Source organism: Metallosphaera yellowstonensis MK1 (genome assembly GCF_000243315.1).
In the GTDB taxonomy this organism is placed as follows: Archaea; Thermoproteota; Thermoprotei_A; order Sulfolobales; family Sulfolobaceae; genus Metallosphaera; species Metallosphaera yellowstonensis.
In genome coordinates this window covers 378655-395402 of record NZ_JH597768.1, presented here as the reverse complement: position 1 = coordinate 395402, position 16748 = coordinate 378655, and the positions used below count along the sequence as shown (strand labels likewise).

Annotated in this window: 17 protein-coding genes and 2 pseudogenes; 17 read left to right on the top strand and 2 right to left on the bottom strand. The window is 45.7% G+C overall.

Features of this window, described 5'->3' with window-relative positions; genetic code table 11:
* Positions 1–75 precede the first annotated feature (75 nt).
* From METMK1DRAFT_RS15685 to METMK1DRAFT_RS09630, 6 genes are all read left to right on the top strand, one after another.
* Entirely contained in the window at positions 76–441 is a 366-nt protein-coding gene (locus METMK1DRAFT_RS15685) for a hypothetical protein (protein ID WP_172634129.1), read from the top strand.
* On the top strand, positions 438–668 hold the full coding sequence (locus tag METMK1DRAFT_RS18525; protein WP_009073498.1) for a hypothetical protein: 231 nt from the start codon (positions 438–440) through the stop codon (positions 666–668). Before METMK1DRAFT_RS15685 ends, METMK1DRAFT_RS18525 begins: the two co-directional genes overlap by 4 nt.
* On the top strand, positions 661–1047 hold the full coding sequence (locus METMK1DRAFT_RS09645; RefSeq protein WP_009073496.1) for a prefoldin subunit beta: 387 nt from the start codon (positions 661–663) through the stop codon (positions 1045–1047). The genes METMK1DRAFT_RS18525 and METMK1DRAFT_RS09645 overlap by 8 nt, the downstream gene beginning before the upstream one ends.
* 28 nt (positions 1048–1075) lie before the next feature.
* Positions 1076–1774, top strand: a complete 699-nt coding sequence (xpf, locus tag METMK1DRAFT_RS09640; protein WP_009073494.1) for a 3'-flap repair endonuclease Xpf — start codon at positions 1076–1078, stop codon at positions 1772–1774.
* A gap of 606 nt (positions 1775–2380) precedes the next feature.
* A complete protein-coding gene (locus METMK1DRAFT_RS09635) occupies positions 2381–4591 on the top strand; it encodes an elongation factor EF-2 (protein WP_009073492.1) in 2211 nt (736 codons plus the stop codon).
* Between the two features lie 5 nt (positions 4592–4596).
* Positions 4597–5322, top strand: a complete 726-nt coding sequence (locus METMK1DRAFT_RS09630; RefSeq protein ID WP_009073490.1) for an HAD family hydrolase — start codon at positions 4597–4599, stop codon at positions 5320–5322.
* On the opposite strand, the gene METMK1DRAFT_RS09625 is transcribed toward METMK1DRAFT_RS09630, so the two are convergent.
* Positions 5305–6657, bottom strand: a complete 1353-nt coding sequence (locus tag METMK1DRAFT_RS09625; RefSeq protein ID WP_155812392.1) for a hypothetical protein — start codon at positions 6655–6657, stop codon at positions 5305–5307. The two genes, METMK1DRAFT_RS09630 and METMK1DRAFT_RS09625, sit on opposite strands and share 18 nt — an antisense overlap.
* A 13-nt stretch (positions 6658–6670) precedes the next feature.
* On the opposite strand from METMK1DRAFT_RS09625, the pseudogene METMK1DRAFT_RS20110 reads away from it, so the two are divergent.
* From METMK1DRAFT_RS20110 to METMK1DRAFT_RS09605, 5 genes and pseudogenes are all read left to right on the top strand, one after another.
* Positions 6671–6979, top strand: a pseudogene (locus METMK1DRAFT_RS20110) (DUF447 domain-containing protein); the annotation flags it as partial.
* Positions 6980–7252: a DUF447 family spectrin-like domain-containing protein gene (locus METMK1DRAFT_RS19700; RefSeq protein ID WP_342632955.1), complete on the top strand. Its 273-nt coding sequence runs from the start codon at positions 6980–6982 to the stop codon at positions 7250–7252.
* Positions 7253–7269: 17 nt separating this feature from the next.
* A complete protein-coding gene (locus METMK1DRAFT_RS09615; RefSeq protein ID WP_009073484.1) occupies positions 7270–8283 on the top strand; it encodes an isocitrate/isopropylmalate family dehydrogenase in 1014 nt (337 codons plus the stop codon).
* A gap of 33 nt (positions 8284–8316) precedes the next feature.
* Positions 8317–11478 (top strand): isoleucine--tRNA ligase, encoded by a 3162-nt coding sequence (ileS, locus tag METMK1DRAFT_RS09610; protein WP_009073483.1) that lies wholly within the window; start codon positions 8317–8319, stop codon positions 11476–11478.
* Position 11479: 1 nt separating this feature from the next.
* Positions 11480–12211, top strand: coding sequence for a putative RNA uridine N3 methyltransferase (locus tag METMK1DRAFT_RS09605; RefSeq protein ID WP_009073481.1), 732 nt, complete (start codon positions 11480–11482; stop codon positions 12209–12211).
* A 403-nt stretch (positions 12212–12614) separates the two neighbouring features.
* On the opposite strand, the pseudogene METMK1DRAFT_RS19695 reads toward METMK1DRAFT_RS09605, so the two are convergent.
* A pseudogene (locus METMK1DRAFT_RS19695) lies at positions 12615–12818 on the bottom strand (hypothetical protein).
* A gap of 196 nt (positions 12819–13014) precedes the next feature.
* On the opposite strand from METMK1DRAFT_RS19695, the gene METMK1DRAFT_RS09600 reads away from it, so the two are divergent.
* Genes METMK1DRAFT_RS09600 through METMK1DRAFT_RS09575 form a run of 6 tightly spaced genes read left to right on the top strand, consistent with a single transcriptional unit; the run spans position 13015 to position 16746 of the window.
* Entirely contained in the window at positions 13015–14040 is a 1026-nt protein-coding gene (locus METMK1DRAFT_RS09600) for a 50S ribosomal protein L3 (RefSeq protein WP_048087799.1), read from the top strand.
* 7 nt (positions 14041–14047) lie between these two features.
* Entirely contained in the window at positions 14048–14842 is a 795-nt protein-coding gene (rpl4p, locus tag METMK1DRAFT_RS09595) for a 50S ribosomal protein L4 (protein ID WP_009073478.1), read from the top strand.
* Positions 14839–15084: a 50S ribosomal protein L23 gene (locus tag METMK1DRAFT_RS09590; RefSeq protein ID WP_009073475.1), complete on the top strand. Its 246-nt coding sequence runs from the start codon at positions 14839–14841 to the stop codon at positions 15082–15084. Before rpl4p ends, METMK1DRAFT_RS09590 begins: the two co-directional genes overlap by 4 nt.
* Positions 15085–15099: 15 nt before the next feature.
* Entirely contained in the window at positions 15100–15816 is a 717-nt protein-coding gene (locus METMK1DRAFT_RS09585) for a 50S ribosomal protein L2 (protein ID WP_009073473.1), read from the top strand.
* 32 nt (positions 15817–15848) lie between these two features.
* Positions 15849–16271 carry a 30S ribosomal protein S19 gene (locus METMK1DRAFT_RS09580; RefSeq protein WP_009073471.1) on the top strand — a complete coding sequence of 141 codons (423 nt, stop codon included), beginning with the start codon at positions 15849–15851 and terminating at the stop codon, positions 16269–16271.
* Positions 16272–16275: 4 nt separating this feature from the next.
* On the top strand, positions 16276–16746 hold the full coding sequence (locus METMK1DRAFT_RS09575) for a 50S ribosomal protein L22 (RefSeq protein ID WP_009073470.1): 471 nt from the start codon (positions 16276–16278) through the stop codon (positions 16744–16746).
* Positions 16747–16748: the final 2 nt, after the last annotated feature.

The following is a 16748-nucleotide window of genomic DNA, read 5'->3' as shown; positions in this document are numbered from 1 at the left end:
AGTTTTTTAAATGGTTTAGAATTTATGATACCTAGTTCGCTGAAAATAAATAGAGGGAGGAGAAGCATCTCAGAAGTGATAGAAGCTTCTAATATCTTGGGCGCGAGGCTACTGCTCGTTGTTTCTTCTAGAAAGGGAAATCCCAGCAAGTTGGTCGTCTACGATTTGACTCTCCACTCTCCTCTCTATGAGTTCAAGATAGATGGCGTAACCCTCCTCGCAGACTTCCCCTCTAAATATCAGATGAGGGTTGGCTCCGCGTGCCTGGGCAACTTAGATCCAAACTGTTCTCTCGTAAATAGGATGCTTATAGATCTAGGAGTAGTGAAGAGGAGAAATTGTGTCTACTCTGTCACTACCAGTACTAAGGAAAATGGATGTGAGGTCAGGTTTATAGGCAGGGATGGACAGCTCGTTTTGGGGATGAGATTAGTCAAATGATAAGGATAATTATAAGCATGGATCGTATACCTGAGGAGGTCACTCGTACTCTCTCAAAAGCCCTAATAATAGAGGACATTGACAAGGAGTTCGTCAGAATTTCGGAGGGCCCAACCATAGATATAAAGTGCGAAACCGTAACTCGATGTAGAGCTATAATGAACTCTTATATATTCTGGATATACAGTGTGTTGAGAACGTTAGAAGAGGTAGAACATAATGGCTGAAAGGATTCCTCCCGAGTTACAGACTCAGCTTCTTAAGTTACAACAGCTTCAATCTCAACTAGAAAGACTAGCTTACGAAAAGAGTGTAATAGAAGGAGAGCTGAGAGAGGTTAACGAAGTTCTCAAGGAATTGTCCAATCTTCCACAGGACTCCCCGATTTACAAGATAGTGGGAAATCTCTTAGTGAAACAGGACAGGACCAACGTTCAAAATGAATTAAACGAGAGAAAGGAGTTACTCGAGCTGAAGAGTAGAACCTATCAGAAACAAGAGGGCCTTCTGAGGAAACAGTTTGAGGATTTACAAAAGAAGGTCAACGAGCTGGTGCAGAAGTATTATCCTCAAGGAGGAGCCTCTTCGACTCCACCCAAAGCTTAAAGTTTTTTGACCTAGTTTCTAGTTGTTGATGCTCAGAATTTACGCAGATGTTAGGGAGAAGCAATCTGGAGTACCTGAGATCCTTAAGGAACTTGGAGTCGTCGTGATCTACGAACAACTCACTGTCGGGGATTACGTGATATCTAACGACGTTGTAGTGGAGAGGAAAAACGTGATAGACTTGGTGAACTCGATTTTTGACAAGAGATTTTTCGATCAGCTCGAAAGGCTAACTTCCTCTTATCGGGAAGCTATCTTACTTATCGAGGGAGATCTGCAATGGATAAGACAGCTCACGGCTAAGTGGAAATCGGTAAACTCCTCCCTAGTTTCAGCAGCAGTTGATTTCGACCTCAAGATCCTATACTCCACGGATAAGAGAGAATCTGCAGAGATTCTATCCTCTTTAGCTAGGAAATTTCAAGATGCCCGGAAGGAAAGTCCCATCACCCTTCACGATAAGCCTAAGTTTGAGTCCCTGGCAGATATGCAACTCTATGTGGTTGAGTCCTTCCCCAAGATCGGAGAAAAAACTGCTGTGAAACTCTTATCGGAGTTCAATAGCATAAGGAGGATCTGCAATGCCTCGGTTACTGACCTAGAGAAAGTTATTGGTAGTAGGAAAAAAGCCGAATTGCTCTTTAAATTGTTCAATTCTCCTTTTGCCAAAAAATCTGACAAGTCTTTTGCCTCACTCCTAGATTACTTCGAGGGTGAAGAAAGTTAATATTTTACGTATGGAGCGTGTTAATAATATGACATTTAAGGATAGACCAATCACAAACGAGGGACTCTCATCGACCCGATAAAGGAAGTGGAGAGCCAGCCCTCAACTCATCTATCTTAAATGGGGATATTTGGGAGGCTGAAGATCCACGCCTTGAAGTGAAGGACGAGTAGGCCCTCATACTTTTGAAAATAATTTTCCGACACTTCACTAATACACATCTTACGGTTCCTTTTCAGGGCATACGCAGAAGTTATTAGACTTCGCCTTACTTACAGGGCGATATCTAAGGGAGAGCAATTATTGCACTTTCCCTCGAAAGCCATCTCGCAGTCAAGGGGGAATCTAATAACCGCTGTAAGGGAAAATCCCATAACTGCTGTGACAGTCAGAGGGTTCCCCTTTAAGGGTTGGCCTACATCTATCAGTGGTTATATGACTTCCTCTTAACTACCGCTCTTTTTTCAAGGGAAATCTAACAACTGCTAATCTATTTCTACCTTAGGGATGGTTAGCTGTGAGGGGGTGAAAATCTTTCGGATCTCAGAATCACACTTTAATACCCCTAGGTCGAACTACTAAGTGGTTTACGATCGGTGGTAAGGCTTGCCCAAGTACAAGACATCAGAACAAGTTCTCAGTCTCATGAAGGATAGAACCAGAGTGAGAAACATAGGGATAATAGCGCACGTAGATCACGGGAAGACGACTACAAGCGACCAATTGCTGGCCGCGTCAGGAATTATATCGCCCAAGGTTGCTGGTGAAGCCTTAGCCTTGGACTATCTCTCGGTGGAGCAACAGAGGGGTATCACAGTTAAGGCAGCTAACGTGAGCCTTTATCACGAGGTAGACGGGAAAGGTTACGTCATTAACCTAATCGATACACCAGGACATGTGGATTTCAGCGGAAGGGTAACGAGGAGCCTGAGGGTGCTAGACGGCTCGATCGTAGTAGTAGACTCTGTAGAGGGAGTAATGACGCAGACGGAGACCGTGCTGAGACAGAGCCTTGAGGAAAGAGTAAGGCCTATACTCTTCATAAATAAGGTTGATAGGTTAGTCAAAGAGCTCAAGTTAGGACCCCAGGAGATGATGCAGAAACTTCTAGACATTATCAAGGAGGTCAATAATCTAATCAATATTTACGCAGAACCTGAACTCAAGGAGAAGTGGTCCATAAACCCGTCTCTCGGTAACGTTGTCTTTGGCTCAGCTAAGGACAGGTGGGGTTTCAGTATTCCAATGGCTCAAAAGAAAGGAATAAACATGAAGCATGTCATTGACGCTTATTCGACAACAGACAAGTCGAAGGTTAATGAACTGGCAGCTCAAGTTCCTATAAATGAGGCTCTCCTGGATGCAGTAATTAAATTCGTTCCTAATCCCATAGAGGCGCAAAAGTACAGGATACCTAAAATATGGAAGGGCGACTTAGATAACGAACTGGCGAAATCCATGTTAAACGCTGATCCTAATGGTCCTGTCGTAATGATGATAACCGATATGAAGGTTGATCCGCACGCTGGACTAGTAGCCACAGGAAGGGTATTCTCTGGGACCATAAGGCCTGGGACTGAAGTTTGGCTGGTGAATGCGAAGGCCCCTCAAAAGGTTCTCCAGGTAAGTATTTACATGGGTCAGTTCAGGGAATTGGCTGACGAAATTCCAGCTGGTAACATAGCAGCAGTCTTGGGTTTAGAGAGAGCCAGGTCTGGTGAGACCCTAATAGACGTCAGGTTCAAAGATTTACAGGGTAGCTTCGAGAAGCTTCACTACGTGTCCGAACCGGTAGTGACAATAGCTGTTGAGCCCAAGAATCCAAAGGATCTAACTAAGATGATAGACGCGCTGAGGAAGCTCAGCATCGAGGATCCGAACTTAGTGGTAAAGATAAACGAAGAAACTGGAGAGTATCTGCTATCTGGTATGGGGTTCCTGCACCTTGAGGTGTCACTTCAGTTACTCAAGGATAATTACGGTGTAGACGTCGTAACCACTCCCCCCATCGTGGTCTATAGGGAGAGCGTAAGAAATAAGAGTCAAGTGTTTGAGGGGAAGTCGCCCAATAAGCATAACAAGTTCTACATAAGTGTAGAACCTCTTAATGAGAAGACCATAGAGCTGATCTCCACTGGGACCATAAAGGAGGATATGGATTCGAAAGAGATGGCCAAGATCCTTAGAGATCAAGCAGACTGGGATTACGATGAGGCCAAGAAGATTATAGCGATCGATGAGAACGTGAACGTTTTCGTTGACGCTACCAGCGGTGTTCAGCACCTTAGGGAGATAATGGATACACTGCTCCAAGGTTACAGGCTTGCCATGAGAGAGGGCCCCCTAGCACACGAACCTATAAGGGGAATAAAGGTTGTACTGCACGACGCCGCTATACACGAGGACCCAGCACACAGGGGTCCCGCCCAGATTTATCCAGCAGTGAGGAACGCAATATTCGCAGCCTTCCTCATGTCTAGGCCAACTCTCCTTGAACCTTTGCAGAAACTAGACATCAGAGTACCAATGGAGTTCGTTGGTAACGTTACAGCGGTGTTAAGCAGGAAGAGAGGTAAAGTGCTCAATATGGTCCAGAGTGGGAGCGTAGCAAGGGTATTAGCAGAGATACCTGTTTCTGAATCCTATGAGCTGGCCAGTGACCTTAGGAGTACTACTGGTGGAAGAGCGTTCTGGGGAACGGAGTTCAGCAGATGGGCTCCAGTACCTGATAGCCTATTAAACGATGTCGTTCTCAAGATAAGGGAGAGGAAGGGACTACCCAAGGAACTACCTAAGGTAGAAGACTTTTTAACGTGAATTTTATGGAAGAATTCAATATATTTCAAGGTACTCAGGCAGTACTGTTCGATTTTGACAACACTTTAGTAGATTTTGAAGCTAACTCTAGGAAGGCCTTGGAGTCTGTAGCTCAAGATATTCAGAATTTCCTTCAGGACACAGGAGTGAGCTCCCTCCCTTTGGCTTACTTAAAGGAAAAACTCCTAGTTATATCATCTAAGCTGGACTCTGAAGGGGTGTATGACAGAAACGTGTGGTGGAGCGAGTTGATGAAGGAACTAGGAGTGCAGAGTGTGGACAAGGAACAATTGTATGAATGGACTAGCCTCTATTGGTCTATCGCGGGTCAGAATACCCCCTTTGAGGACGCGTTAGATATCGTTGAATACCTAAAGAAAAAGGGTTACAAGCTAGGTCTCGTCACTAACAGTGATGGCGAAGGTGGTGATAAGAGGTCAAGGATTTCTAAATTCCCTTACTTAGACAAGTTCAACCTGATAATTATAGGAGGCGAGAATAATGTCAAGCCTAAACCTAGTCTTCAACCCTTCATCTTTGCGTGCGAGGAGCTTAAGGTACCTAAGGAGTCCTGCGTGATGGTTGGGGATGATCCTGTCAAGGATTGCCTTGCAGCCAAAAGGGCAGGCCTTAAGTCAATTCTAGTAGATAGAAAGGGGGCTGTAAAGTTTCCAGAGCTCTATGCTGACTTCGTTGTCAATAGTCTAAAGGAGCTAGAAGAGTTCCTTTAGGTCGTTATACATCTCATAAATATACTCCTTGGTTATTTCTCTTTCCAAAGTGGAGAGATATGTTCCCTTATACTCGTTGTTTGCAATGCCAAATACGGTTAGAGAAGGTTTACCTTCAGCGTAGACCTTAGCCTTACTTTTAGCTTTTCTAATTGCCTGAAGCTTATGAAAAGGGTAGTACTCGACGGAATCTCCAGGCAAGCCCACTATCCTCCCCAGTCTCTTCAAAAGGATCTGTACTGCCTTGTTATCTGTAAGTCCTTCCAAATTCGTGAGGTAACTCTTAACTTCCACTGGTAAGGTTAGCAAGATATCAAAGTAATCCCTCACAAAACTACTGACTCTCCATAGACTTCCCTTCAATAAAGATAATTCGTTGATTAAATGACCTAGAGAAGAAGAGCTCTGTTCCACGTTATCTACCGAGGGGATGCCGAAGTAGATGGAGGGTATACCTTCTCTTACGGCCTCAAAGGTGATGGAGAAGGGATCGAGACCTCTGGTTACGTTTTGGATCGAAGGAAACTCCATTCCTGGTGACATGACTATGGATTCTCCCCTTCCAATTTCTATAGCGAATTTGTAGTCGTGATGCTGCCCCAGAAATTCCCTGACACCATGTCCCCAGTAAAGGGATGCGAATCCTGGAGTCCCAGTTTCCACTCCAGAAAACGAGATATACTCGAGTTGTAATTTATTTGACTTTAGCTTCTCGAAGACCTTGTGTGACTCGAGCTTAACGTCGTCTCCACTAAGCCACGTGTCGTGATTTGAACATATGATAATCTTTTCCTCATTTCCATTTTTTATTGCACGTAAAATTAACCCCGTGGAGTCGCTGCTTTTCGTCTCCACGTCTATCTCTATCGGTTCTAAGTTCGGAAAATCCGCCCCGTTCACATAGATCAGAGGAACTGGAGGGGGTGTCGGTAGAAGGTTAAGAAGAGGAGGGGAGACCGAGATTCTCCTCTTGTTATCTCTCACTATCACCGCACCACAACCGTTCTCCCATGCTAGGACGGTCATCTCGTACAAGGACTCCCCTCCTTCAACAAGCAGGACGTCTCCGTCACGACATTCCATGACATTTCTCACAGCCTTGCCGGTCATTCTCACACTAGGAGAATACGGCATTACTACGTGCCCTATCTCCCCCTTTGGATTCCTTAAGCTGGAATATTTTAATTGCCAAAAAAGGATCTGCAACTCTACTACTTTCACTTCGTCTACTCGACCCTCTAGATCTCTCCTTATGCTCTCAACTACTCTCTTCTCATATGGATGACCAGCTAGAAGCCCTGTTATTGTCCCCCGAGCTTTATTTCCCGACTTCAACATTCAAGAGTTTATGGAGAGCGTTAAAGAACTATTCCCCGCCAAGGGCATCTATGAGGTTATAGTAGGGACTAATGGCCTGGAGCCTAACCTATCACCATTGGGGCTACACGTTGACGAGGTCATCTCGGTAAGGACTTTCCGGAACACCTTAACTTACTCAAACCTGTGTGTGTTTCCTTTCTGTGCAGTCATGGTAACAAACGATCCTCATCTCTTTTATGAAACTTTGGTAGGGCGATCAACTAACTTCAAGATAACGTATGGGTTACCAATACTGGACGTACCCTGTATCATGATTGCGAGGTGCAGGTTCTCCTCCATGGGAGAACCAGCCAAGGTAGACCTTGACCTCCTCCATCAACTAGGCCCCTGTACTCACCCTGCATTCTCAAGAGGAGCAGCGCTCTTCATAGATATGCTTGTTCACTTCACGAGAATAGGCCAGGGGATTCTCCCGAGGCAAAGGGAAGAAGAACTGCTCAAGATAATGGAGTATGAGATAGGAGTAATAGAGAGAACCTACCCCGAGCTAAGAGGGGAGGTCGAAACAATAAGGAACACATTGAGGTCCAAAGGTTATAAATTGGGTTGAACTGCTTACACCACGACATGACATTTAGGATAGCAGTCATACCTGGGGATGGTGTGGGACCAGAGATATTTTTTGAATCAAAAAAGATTCTAGGAAGACTAATTGAAAATTATAACTTAGATCTGGAATTAATTGAGGTAGAAGCTGGGGATTCAGCCTTAGCCAAGTATGGTGAGGCCTTGCCCAAGCAGACCCTGAAGACGATAGAGAAATCAGACATGATACTTAAGGGACCGGTTGGCGAGACGGCCATGGACGTTGTAGTCAAGTTGAGGCAAATGTATGAAATGTATGCCAACATAAGGCCTGCAAAATCCTTGCCAGGAGTGCAGACCAAATACGGAGAGGTGGACGTTCTAATCGTGAGGGAGAACACCGAGGATCTATACAAGGGCATGGAGTATCAGCTAACAGAAGATGTGGCAGTAGGTATGAAGGTGATAACATACAAGGCTTCCAGGAGGATAGCAGAGGTCGCGTTGGAGATGGCTCAGAGAAGAAAGAAAAAGGTGACGTGTGTCCATAAGTCCAACGTCATGAGGGTCACCGACGGTCTCTTCGCCAAGGCCTGTAGATCTGTGCTTTTGGGTAAAGTTCAATATAACGAGATGTACGTTGACGCTGCTGCCGCGAACTTAGTGAAAGATCCCAACATGTTTGACGTAATCGTGACTACTAACATGTATGGTGATATCTTAAGTGACGAGGCAGCTCAAATAGCAGGAAGTTTAGGCCTGGCACCGTCGGCTAACATAGGGGATAACAAGTCCCTCTTCGAACCAGTTCACGGAGCAGCATTCGATATAGCTGGAAAGGGAGTAGTTAATCCTACCGCATTCCTACTATCAGTATCAATGATGTTAGATAGGATGTACCAACTCAGTGACCAGGAAAAATATAGGTTGGCCTCAAATGCGCTGACCGAGGCCATTTACAACGTATATAGGGAAGGGAAGTCTCTAACTAAAGACGTTGGGGGAAGCGTGGGGTTGAAGGAGATGATAGACGCTATATACTCTAAGCTAACGTAGTGTTTTTTAGTTTCCCAATTTTATAGCCTCATCGTGGAGAGCTCATCTGTGGTAAAAGCGTTAGAATCCAAGTTTGATCCAAGGGAAGTGGAGAAGGAAGTAATCAGGTTTTGGGACGAGAACAAGATTTACACGAAACTAAAGGAGAACAACTCCAAGATGTCTAAGAAGTTCCTCTTCATAGACGGTCCTCCTTATCCTTCGGCTCCGGTTCCTCATATAGGAACCATATGGAATAAGGTGATAAAGGACTGCATATTGAGGTTTAAGAGACTTGAGGGCTATAAGGTAAACGATCAGCCGGGTTATGATACTCATGGTCTCCCAATAGAGGTAGCAGTGGAAAAGAGGCTCGGGATAACAAGGAAACAGGAGATCTACCAGATAGGTGTCGAGAAGTTCGTGAATGCCTGTAAGGATTTCGCCCTCACTAACCTCTCCTCTATGACCCAGAACTTCAGGAATGTAGGTATCTTTATGGATTGGGAGAATCCTTACCTAACACTTGACTCCAACTACATCAGTAACTCTTGGGCTGTAATAAAGAGGGCTCATGAGAGGGGACTCTTGGAGAAAGGAGTGCAGGTCCTTCACTGGTGTCCCAGATGTGAAACTACCCTCTCAGACTATGAAGTCTCAGAATACAAGGAGCTCGAGGATCCTTCCATTTACGTGAAATTTAAGCTGAGGGGAGAGGACAGAAAATACCTGGTAATATGGACGACTACTCCTTGGACGCTCCCGTCTAACGTGTTTGTCATGATAAACAAAGACTACGAGTATGCTGAGGTAGAGGCCAACGGAGAAGTATATGTGATAGCGAGAGCCAGGGTAGAGGAGGTGATGAAAGAGGCAAGAATACAGAAGTACAGTATAAAGAGGACATTTAAGGGAGATGAGCTCCTTGGAGTCGAATATGAGCATCCGCTCAAAGATTTAGTGGAAGTTCAGAGGGATCTCGACCGATACCATGTTGTTGTAGATGCTGGTCAGAACGTGACTCTTCAGGAGGGAACAGGGCTGGTACATTCAGCCCCAGGTCACGGGGATGTTGATTTTGAGGTCGGGAAGAGTCTCAACTTTCCTTTGGTGATGTTCGTTAATGACAGAGGAGAGTTCACCGAGCAAGCTGGGAAATACAAGGGACTTTATGTTAGGGACGCTTCAGAGAAGATAATCGAAGATCTGAGGGCTCGTAATGCACTTCTAGCTTCTAGCAAGATAGTTCACAGGTATCCAATATGCTGGAGGTGTAAGTCCCCTCTCATTCTTAGAGCTATAGAACAGTGGTTCGTCAAGGTATCAGTGCTGAAGTCGGACCTTCTAAACGAGATAGAGAAGGTGAACTGGGTTCCTTCGTGGGGAAAGACCAGGATAGGTAATATGGTCAGAGAGATAAGGGACTGGGTGATAAGTAGGCAACGCTTTTGGGGGAATCCCTTGCCCATATGGATTTGTGATAGAGGTCACGTAACTGTGGTGGGAAGCGTTAAGGAACTGAAAGAGATCGCACTCACTGAGATACCTAAGGAGCTTCACAAGCCTTGGATTGACTCTGTAACCGTTAAGTGTAGCGTTTGTGGCCTCCCTGCAAGAAGGATACCTGACGTTGCAGACGTGTGGTTCGACAGCGGAGTCGCCTTCTTCGCCAGTCTAGGCGAGGATTGGCAGAAGAAATGGCAGGAGTGGGGGCCTGTGGATCTAGTTTTGGAGGGTCATGACCAACTTAGGGGCTGGTTCTTCAGTTTACTGAGAAGCGGGGTAATCCTTGAGGGTAAGAGCCCGTATTCAGCAGTGTTAGTGCACGGCTTCATGCTAGACGAACAGGGTAGAGAGATGCATAAGAGTCTAGGTAATTACGTTGAGCCTTCAGTAGTCATAGAGAAATTTGGAAGGGATACCTTAAGGCTCATGCTATTGCGGAACACAACATGGGAGGACATGAGGTTCTCCTGGAGGAACCTGGAACTTAATCTCCGGGATCTTCAGATAGCATGGAACGTATTCCTCTTCACATCACTTTACATGAACTTGGACGAATTCAGGCCGTCCTCTCTAACTCTGGAGAAGGCCATAGAGAACGCCAGGGTTGAAGACCTTTGGCTTTTGTCGAGATTTTACAGCATGGAACAAAGAGTGATCGAGGCTATGAAGGACTTTAAGGTACACGAGCTTGCTAACGAGTTAGTAAACTTCATTGTCGATGACGTGAGTAGGTTTTACCTAAGGTTAGCAAGGAAGAGGGCTTGGCAAGAGGGAAGTAGTCTAGATAAGACTGTGCTCTATACAGTACTTTACCATGTGCTAAAGTCTTGGTTGATAATGGCCTCAGCAGTGATACCGCATTTTGCAGAAAAAGTTTATCAGAATTTTGTAGTCGACGGCAAACGTCAGTCTGTTTCCATGGAGGATTTACCGAGGCTTAGGACAGACCTCATAGATCCAGATTTGGAAAAGTTAGTGAGTTTAGCGAAGGAGATAGCAGAGGCTGGCCTCAACGCCAGAGCTAAGGCTAACATAAAGTTGAGGTGGCCCATCTTAACCGCTCACCTCTTCATTGGAAATGGTGAGGTTAGAGAGCGGCTAACCAGAGTGACTGAACTCCTCAAGTCCCTCCTTAACGTCAAGGAGGTAAAGTTTTACGGGATGAGTGAGTTTGAGAAATTCAGCGAACTCAAGGTTCAGCCTAACAGGGGAGCCATAGGAAGGGACTTCAAGAGGCTGTCCCCCAAAGTGTTGAGATACATAGAGGAAAACAAAGACTTAGTAGCCAAGGACGTACTCAAGCATGGTAAACATATGACCTCCATCGATGGCGAAGATATAATACTCACTGGAGATCACGTTAACGTGTCTGAGGAAGTCAAGGGTGAATACGTATCCTCAGCATTCTCTTCTGGGATTCTGGTAATGCTCAGGCAAGTGACTCCAGAGGAGGAAGAGGAAGGCATAATGAGGGATATAATAAGGAGGATTCAGTATATGAGGAAAATCATGAACCTTAACGTAACCGATTACGTCATAGTGAATATACTCCCCCCAGACGATCGTAGGGGAGTTATAGAGAAGTATAAGGAGTACATAATGAGCGAGACTAGAGCTAAGGAGTTGAGTATCGGTGAAGGAGGAGATCTAGTAAACTCCTGGGACATAGAGGGAGAAAATTACGTTATAGGTGTGAGAAAGGCTACCTAATATGTTTCCTTTTCCTAGGAGGAAACCACTAGAAGTCATAGTATTTTCTGAAATATTCAGTATAGTTAAGGGAAGGTTACTCAGAACTAAGGAAATTTCAGACGTGCTGAGGGCCTTAGCCGACTTTAGGGTCACAAAACTTACAGTGATAGAGGAGAGGGGGGATGATCGTGTGAGGAAGGAGCTTAGTTCAATATTCACCTACGCCTTCACCCCCCCTTACCTTAAGAAGTACATTAAAATGATGCCTCTACTGTCTAAGGTTGGCGTATTATCTCCCATTGACGTTAGCCATCACAGGGTACCTGACTTCCCAGTGGAGGGAGACGTTAGGCTAAGTGAGAACGGTGACTTGGGCATAAAGGGTTGTAGGGGAAACCGAGGCTACGTAATGATAGTGGACTCCGCGAATTGTCGTTCCATCAATTATATCCCGCTGTTTTACTCGGGTCCAGAGCTAAATTTCGAAACATTAGATCAGGTGAGGAGAAGGGAAAACCTGATAGTTGCCTCCAGATCTGGAGGTGATCCATATGTCGAGAAGGCAAAGATATTAGATATGTATGAGCGCAAGGGCCTAGCCTTATTAATAGGCCCTCCATCCGAGGGAGTGATTAAGCATTTCCCTGGTGTACCATCCCTTAATTTCCTGCCCAAGCAGGGTACCGCTAACGTGAGGTCTAAGGAAGCTTTGATCTCGGCGTTGGTCGTATTGAACTATATTCTTTCTTAAATATTTTTTACAAAATAATCAATACAATTATGTACTTGTATAAGAGTTATCCTTATATATAAATATCGGGGATTCAAAGGGGCGGAAGACCTCCCCTCTCTGAGGCGGGGACGGATAGTCCTTTGTAGAAATTTAAAATACCAGATCTGAACATTTCCACATAATGGCAGTCACCGACGGGGTAAGCGTCACCGAGGCACCTCGCTTAAAGCGAGGGTCGATGAGGTAAGTCTCTGCCCCACCTACGGTACTTTTGGGTAACGTAGACTTAACCTCTTCAGGGAGGGAGCGGCCCGTAGTGTCTGTGGAGCTCCGCCCTCTATCCTTTGGGCAAGGCGGGGCAAGGAAGCAGGAAGCCTCGACCTTCAGGGTGGGGTAGCTCACCTACAAGCCATTCAGGTGTTTACCCGTGGCGTAACTTACCTTCTTTAATCACTTCTAATTCCGCCACGGGCACCCTGCTGAGGGATCATACACGGTCACCCTCAAGTCATTGGGGCTGGTCGAGGGAAACTTCAATACCCTCCCATCCAACTTCTCCCACCCATCATCGTGAGTAGTGCCCGTCATCAGTTGGGAGATCATCAAGAGAGAATTCTTGGGTAATACTGCATGAACATGACCGACGTCAAAACGATATTTAGAAAATTGAAAATAACGAGTAGTTACGTAAAAGAGTTTACAGTCTTCTTTGTGAATCGTATTATTCTACCACTTGAATTTCTGGACTCTTGATCGCTCGGGAACGAGTAGTCAGATTTATTACTTGTATTCCTTCCAACACATAGGAGAAGGGGAATAGGATGGGTCATCGGAAGTTATCCTCGCCTAGAAGAGGTTCATCTGGATTACGTCCTCGAAAGCGCTCGCGTGAGTTACTCCCGTCCCCTAGATCATTCCCTGTATTAAATCTACAAAATCCTGTACCTTTGGGTTTCGTGGGGTATAAGGTGGGCATGACTCACGTCTTCATGGTCGATGAAAACAAGAGTTCCTCTACGTATGGCAAGGAAATATATGTTCCAGTCACTGTCTTGGAGACACCGCCACTGAACGTTCTGGCCATAAGGGCTTATGGCCTCGATTCTAAGGGTGAACACTCAGTAATAGCAGAAGCCTGGGGCGACCTTGGCTCTCAATTAAACTACATTCAGAGGAGGATAAAGACGTTAAAGCTGAGTAACGAGAAGCTGGCTCCAGCTTTAGAGAAGATCAAGTCGAGCATCGAAAGCGTCTCTTTCTTGAGGCTCCTTATTTCCACCCAGCCGTATCTGATACCCTCGTTGGGCAAGAAGACTCCAGATATAGTTGAAGTTCAAATAGGTGGAGGTGATTTGAAGTCTCAACTACAGTATGCCGAGAAAATCCTTGGGAAAACTTTGAGTGTAACTGACGTGTTTAAGGAAGGACAGTTAGTGGATATAATAGGTGTGACCAAAGGCCACGGATTTCAGGGCGTAATAAAGAGGTATGGGGTACAGGAGTTGCCTCGATGGCATAAACATAGGAAGGGTAGTAGGAAAGTTGGAACCAAGGGACCCTCTTTGGGCACACCAAGTTACGTGCCGCAACCTGGCCAGACGGGCTATCATAGGAGGACAGAGTACAACAAAAGGATTTTCAAGATTTCTAATGATGTTAATTCCATAAATCCTAAAGGCGGATTTGTAAGATATGGGTTGGTGAGGAATAGTTATATGATAATCGAGGGTTCCACTATCGGAGCCATAAAGAGGCCCTTATATCTTAGATATCCCATTAGGCCTTATGCGGCCCAGTTGCCCTCCCCCAGGATAACTTATGTAGATCTGAATAGTAAACAAGGGTGAAGTCATGATGTTGGTCTCTTTAGTTAAAGCTAAGGTTCATGTATTCGATGGGAACGGAAATAAGGAAAGGGAGATCACTCTTCCAGAGCTCTTCAGCTACCCGGTGAGGCCTGACTTAATCAGAAGGGCATTTCATGCCTCATTCACTAGGGGACTTCAGCCCAAGGGAAGGGATCCGATGGCAGGGAAGAGAACAACTGCAGAGAGCTACGGTATAAATTTGGGTCTGGCTAGAGTTCCCCGTGTCAAGGGAAGCGGTGAGGCGGCACTCGCCCCCAACACTGTCGGGGGGAGATTGGCGTTCCCGCCAAGCACTAGGGAGAGAATAGTTGAGAGGATTAACGAGAAGGAGAAGAGGCTTGCTACGATTAGTGCTTTAGCAGCCACCGCAAATGTAAAAGTGGTGACGGCCAGAGGCCACAAATCTCAAGGAGAAGTGCCTATAGTTGTCTCAGACGATGTTGGAAAGCTAAGTAAGGCCAAGGACGTGGAAGCCTATTTGGTGAAGATAGGTTTGAAAGAAGAGCTTGAGAGGGCCTCGAATAAGAGAATTAGGGCTGGGAAGGGAAAGATGAGAGGGAGAAGGTACAAGAAGACTGTGGGTCCCCTAATAGTGGTTCACGACAGGAAACTTCCGATAATCGAGGCCGCATCTAACCTTCCTGGAGTGGATGTAGTCTATGCAGGCGACGTTAGTGTTATTCATTTAGCTCCAGGGGGTCATCCCGGCAGACTCACTATTTTTACTGAGTCATCCTTAGATATTCTTGATAAAAGGTTAGGAGGTGTAGTTAGGAAATGATCAAGCAGGCTATTTCCACAGAGAAGGCAGTAAAGTTGATGGAAAACGTTAACACTATTGTGATAGTTGTGGACAGAGACCTCACCAAGAAGGACATCAAAAGGGAGGTTGAGAAGACCTTCAACGTGAAGGTGGAGAAAGTGAACGTAGTTATAACTCCACACGGTGAGAAGAAAGCTTATGTTAAACTGAAGCCAGAGTATAAGGCTACGGAAGTAGCCCAGAAGTTGGGAATAGCGTAATTGAGGTGACTCGTAATGGGAAAGAAATTACTCCAACAGAGAGCAGGTAGGGGGAACATAAATTTCAGGAGCCCAGGTTGGCTTAGGGTCGCGAGGGCAAGGTATCCTAGGATATCTGGTCATCATATAGGGAAAGTGGTTGATATACTTCACAACCCAGGGATGCTAGAACCCTTAGCCAAGATAAAACTTGACAACGGTGTCCAATTCTACGTCCCAGCTGTCCAGGGTTTAGTGGTGGGACAGAAAATCGAGGTAGGAGAAGGTTCTCCTTCAGCTCCAGGGAATATTCTCCCTGCAAAAGACCTAATCGAGGGCACCATAGTGTGTAATATAGAACTGCACATGGGAGATGGTGGAAGATACGCTAGGGCAGCTGGAACCTACGGCGTGGTAATAGGCAAGAGTGGGGATAAAACATTAGTGAGGTTACCTTCCGGAAAGATAATTGAGATCGACCCTAATGCGCTGGTCACGGTAGGAACAGTGGCCGGGAGCGGAGCTTCGGAGAAACCGTTACTGAAGGCTGGAAATAACTATTGGAAATACAAAGTAAAGGCCAGGAAGTGGCCCAACGTTAGGGGAGTTGCCATGAACGTGGTCTCGCATCCTCACGGAGGCGGTCTTCACCAGAGCGTGAGCAGATCGAGTACTGTAGCTAGAAATACACCTCCAGGGAGAAAAGTAGGTCACATAGCAGCACGTAGAACCGGAAGGAGGGAGAGGAAGTGAATTTAAATAAAGAGAGGGGGATTGAGTTCTAGATGTCGCAGGAGATTCCAGCTGAATGGAGGAAGTTTAAGTACAGGGGGAAGTCTTTGGAGGAGCTCATGAATATGTCAATGGATGAATTCATAAAGTTGTTGCCCTCCAGGCAGAGAAGATCTCTTCAGAGGGGTTTCACTCCGTCTCAGAGGTCCCTAATAGAGAAAATAAGAAGGCTCAGGAGAGAAGGGAAATTAGATAAACCCATAAAGACCCACGTGAGGAGTCTGGTGATACTCCCGGAGATGGTGGGGCTGAGATTCGCAGTATATAACGGTAAGCAGTTCACAGAGTTTCAAGTCGCTCCAGAGATGATAGGACACTACCTCGGAGAGTACTCCATAACTACCCAAAAGGTAGAGCACGGAGAACCAGGCCTGAAGGCCACCAGGTCAAGCCTCTTCATGGCCATGAAAGGGTGATAATATGGGTTCATGGATTTATCCTTCGGTCGGTTTAGATGACTCGAGAACAGGGAAGGCCGTAGTCAGAAACGCTCCAGTATCAATAAAGGACTTATACAATATCAGTAAGGCAATAAGGGGTATGAGGGTAAAAGAGGCTAGGGAGTTCCTACAGCGGGTTTTGGAGCACAAAGAGGCCATGCCTTACTGGAAGTATTCTCACGGTGCCTCTCACAAGTCCAACATTTCGCCCAGGTGGAAGGTGAAGAGTGGAAGATATCCAGAGAAGGCAATAAAATATGTGCTTAAGGCCATTGATAATGCTGAAGCTAACGCACAGGGTAAGGGACTGGACGAGGACAGGCTCACGGTGGTTCACATAGCAGCCCATAAGGGTATAGTGATCAAGAGGTTCATGCCCAGGGCCTTCGGAAGGGCTACTAAGAAGTTTAACAGAACTTCTCATATCGAGGTCATAATAGGTGAGGTGTAAAA

Excerpts from the sequence above, each read along its gene's own strand:
- METMK1DRAFT_RS09605 (WP_009073481.1), top strand. The coding sequence starts at position 11,480 with ATGTTTCCTTTTCCTAGGAGGAAACCACTAGAAGTCATAGTATTTTCT.
- METMK1DRAFT_RS09630 (WP_009073490.1), top strand. The coding sequence starts at position 4,597 with ATGGAAGAATTCAATATATTTCAAGGTACTCAGGCAGTACTGTTCGAT.
- METMK1DRAFT_RS09645 (WP_009073496.1), top strand. The coding sequence starts at position 661 with ATGGCTGAAAGGATTCCTCCCGAGTTACAGACTCAGCTTCTTAAGTTA.
- METMK1DRAFT_RS19700 (WP_342632955.1), top strand. The coding sequence starts at position 6,980 with ATGGGAGAACCAGCCAAGGTAGACCTTGACCTCCTCCATCAACTAGGC.
- METMK1DRAFT_RS09575 (WP_009073470.1), top strand. The coding sequence starts at position 16,276 with ATGGGTTCATGGATTTATCCTTCGGTCGGTTTAGATGACTCGAGAACA.
- METMK1DRAFT_RS18525 (WP_009073498.1), top strand. The coding sequence starts at position 438 with ATGATAAGGATAATTATAAGCATGGATCGTATACCTGAGGAGGTCACT.
- METMK1DRAFT_RS09585 (WP_009073473.1), top strand. The coding sequence starts at position 15,100 with ATGGGAAAGAAATTACTCCAACAGAGAGCAGGTAGGGGGAACATAAAT.
- METMK1DRAFT_RS09615 (WP_009073484.1), top strand. The coding sequence starts at position 7,270 with ATGACATTTAGGATAGCAGTCATACCTGGGGATGGTGTGGGACCAGAG.
- rpl4p (WP_009073478.1), top strand. The coding sequence starts at position 14,048 with ATGTTGGTCTCTTTAGTTAAAGCTAAGGTTCATGTATTCGATGGGAAC.
- xpf (WP_009073494.1), top strand. The coding sequence starts at position 1,076 with ATGCTCAGAATTTACGCAGATGTTAGGGAGAAGCAATCTGGAGTACCT.
- METMK1DRAFT_RS09580 (WP_009073471.1), top strand. The coding sequence starts at position 15,849 with ATGTCGCAGGAGATTCCAGCTGAATGGAGGAAGTTTAAGTACAGGGGG.
- METMK1DRAFT_RS09600 (WP_048087799.1), top strand. The coding sequence starts at position 13,015 with ATGGGTCATCGGAAGTTATCCTCGCCTAGAAGAGGTTCATCTGGATTA.
- METMK1DRAFT_RS09590 (WP_009073475.1), top strand. The coding sequence starts at position 14,839 with ATGATCAAGCAGGCTATTTCCACAGAGAAGGCAGTAAAGTTGATGGAA.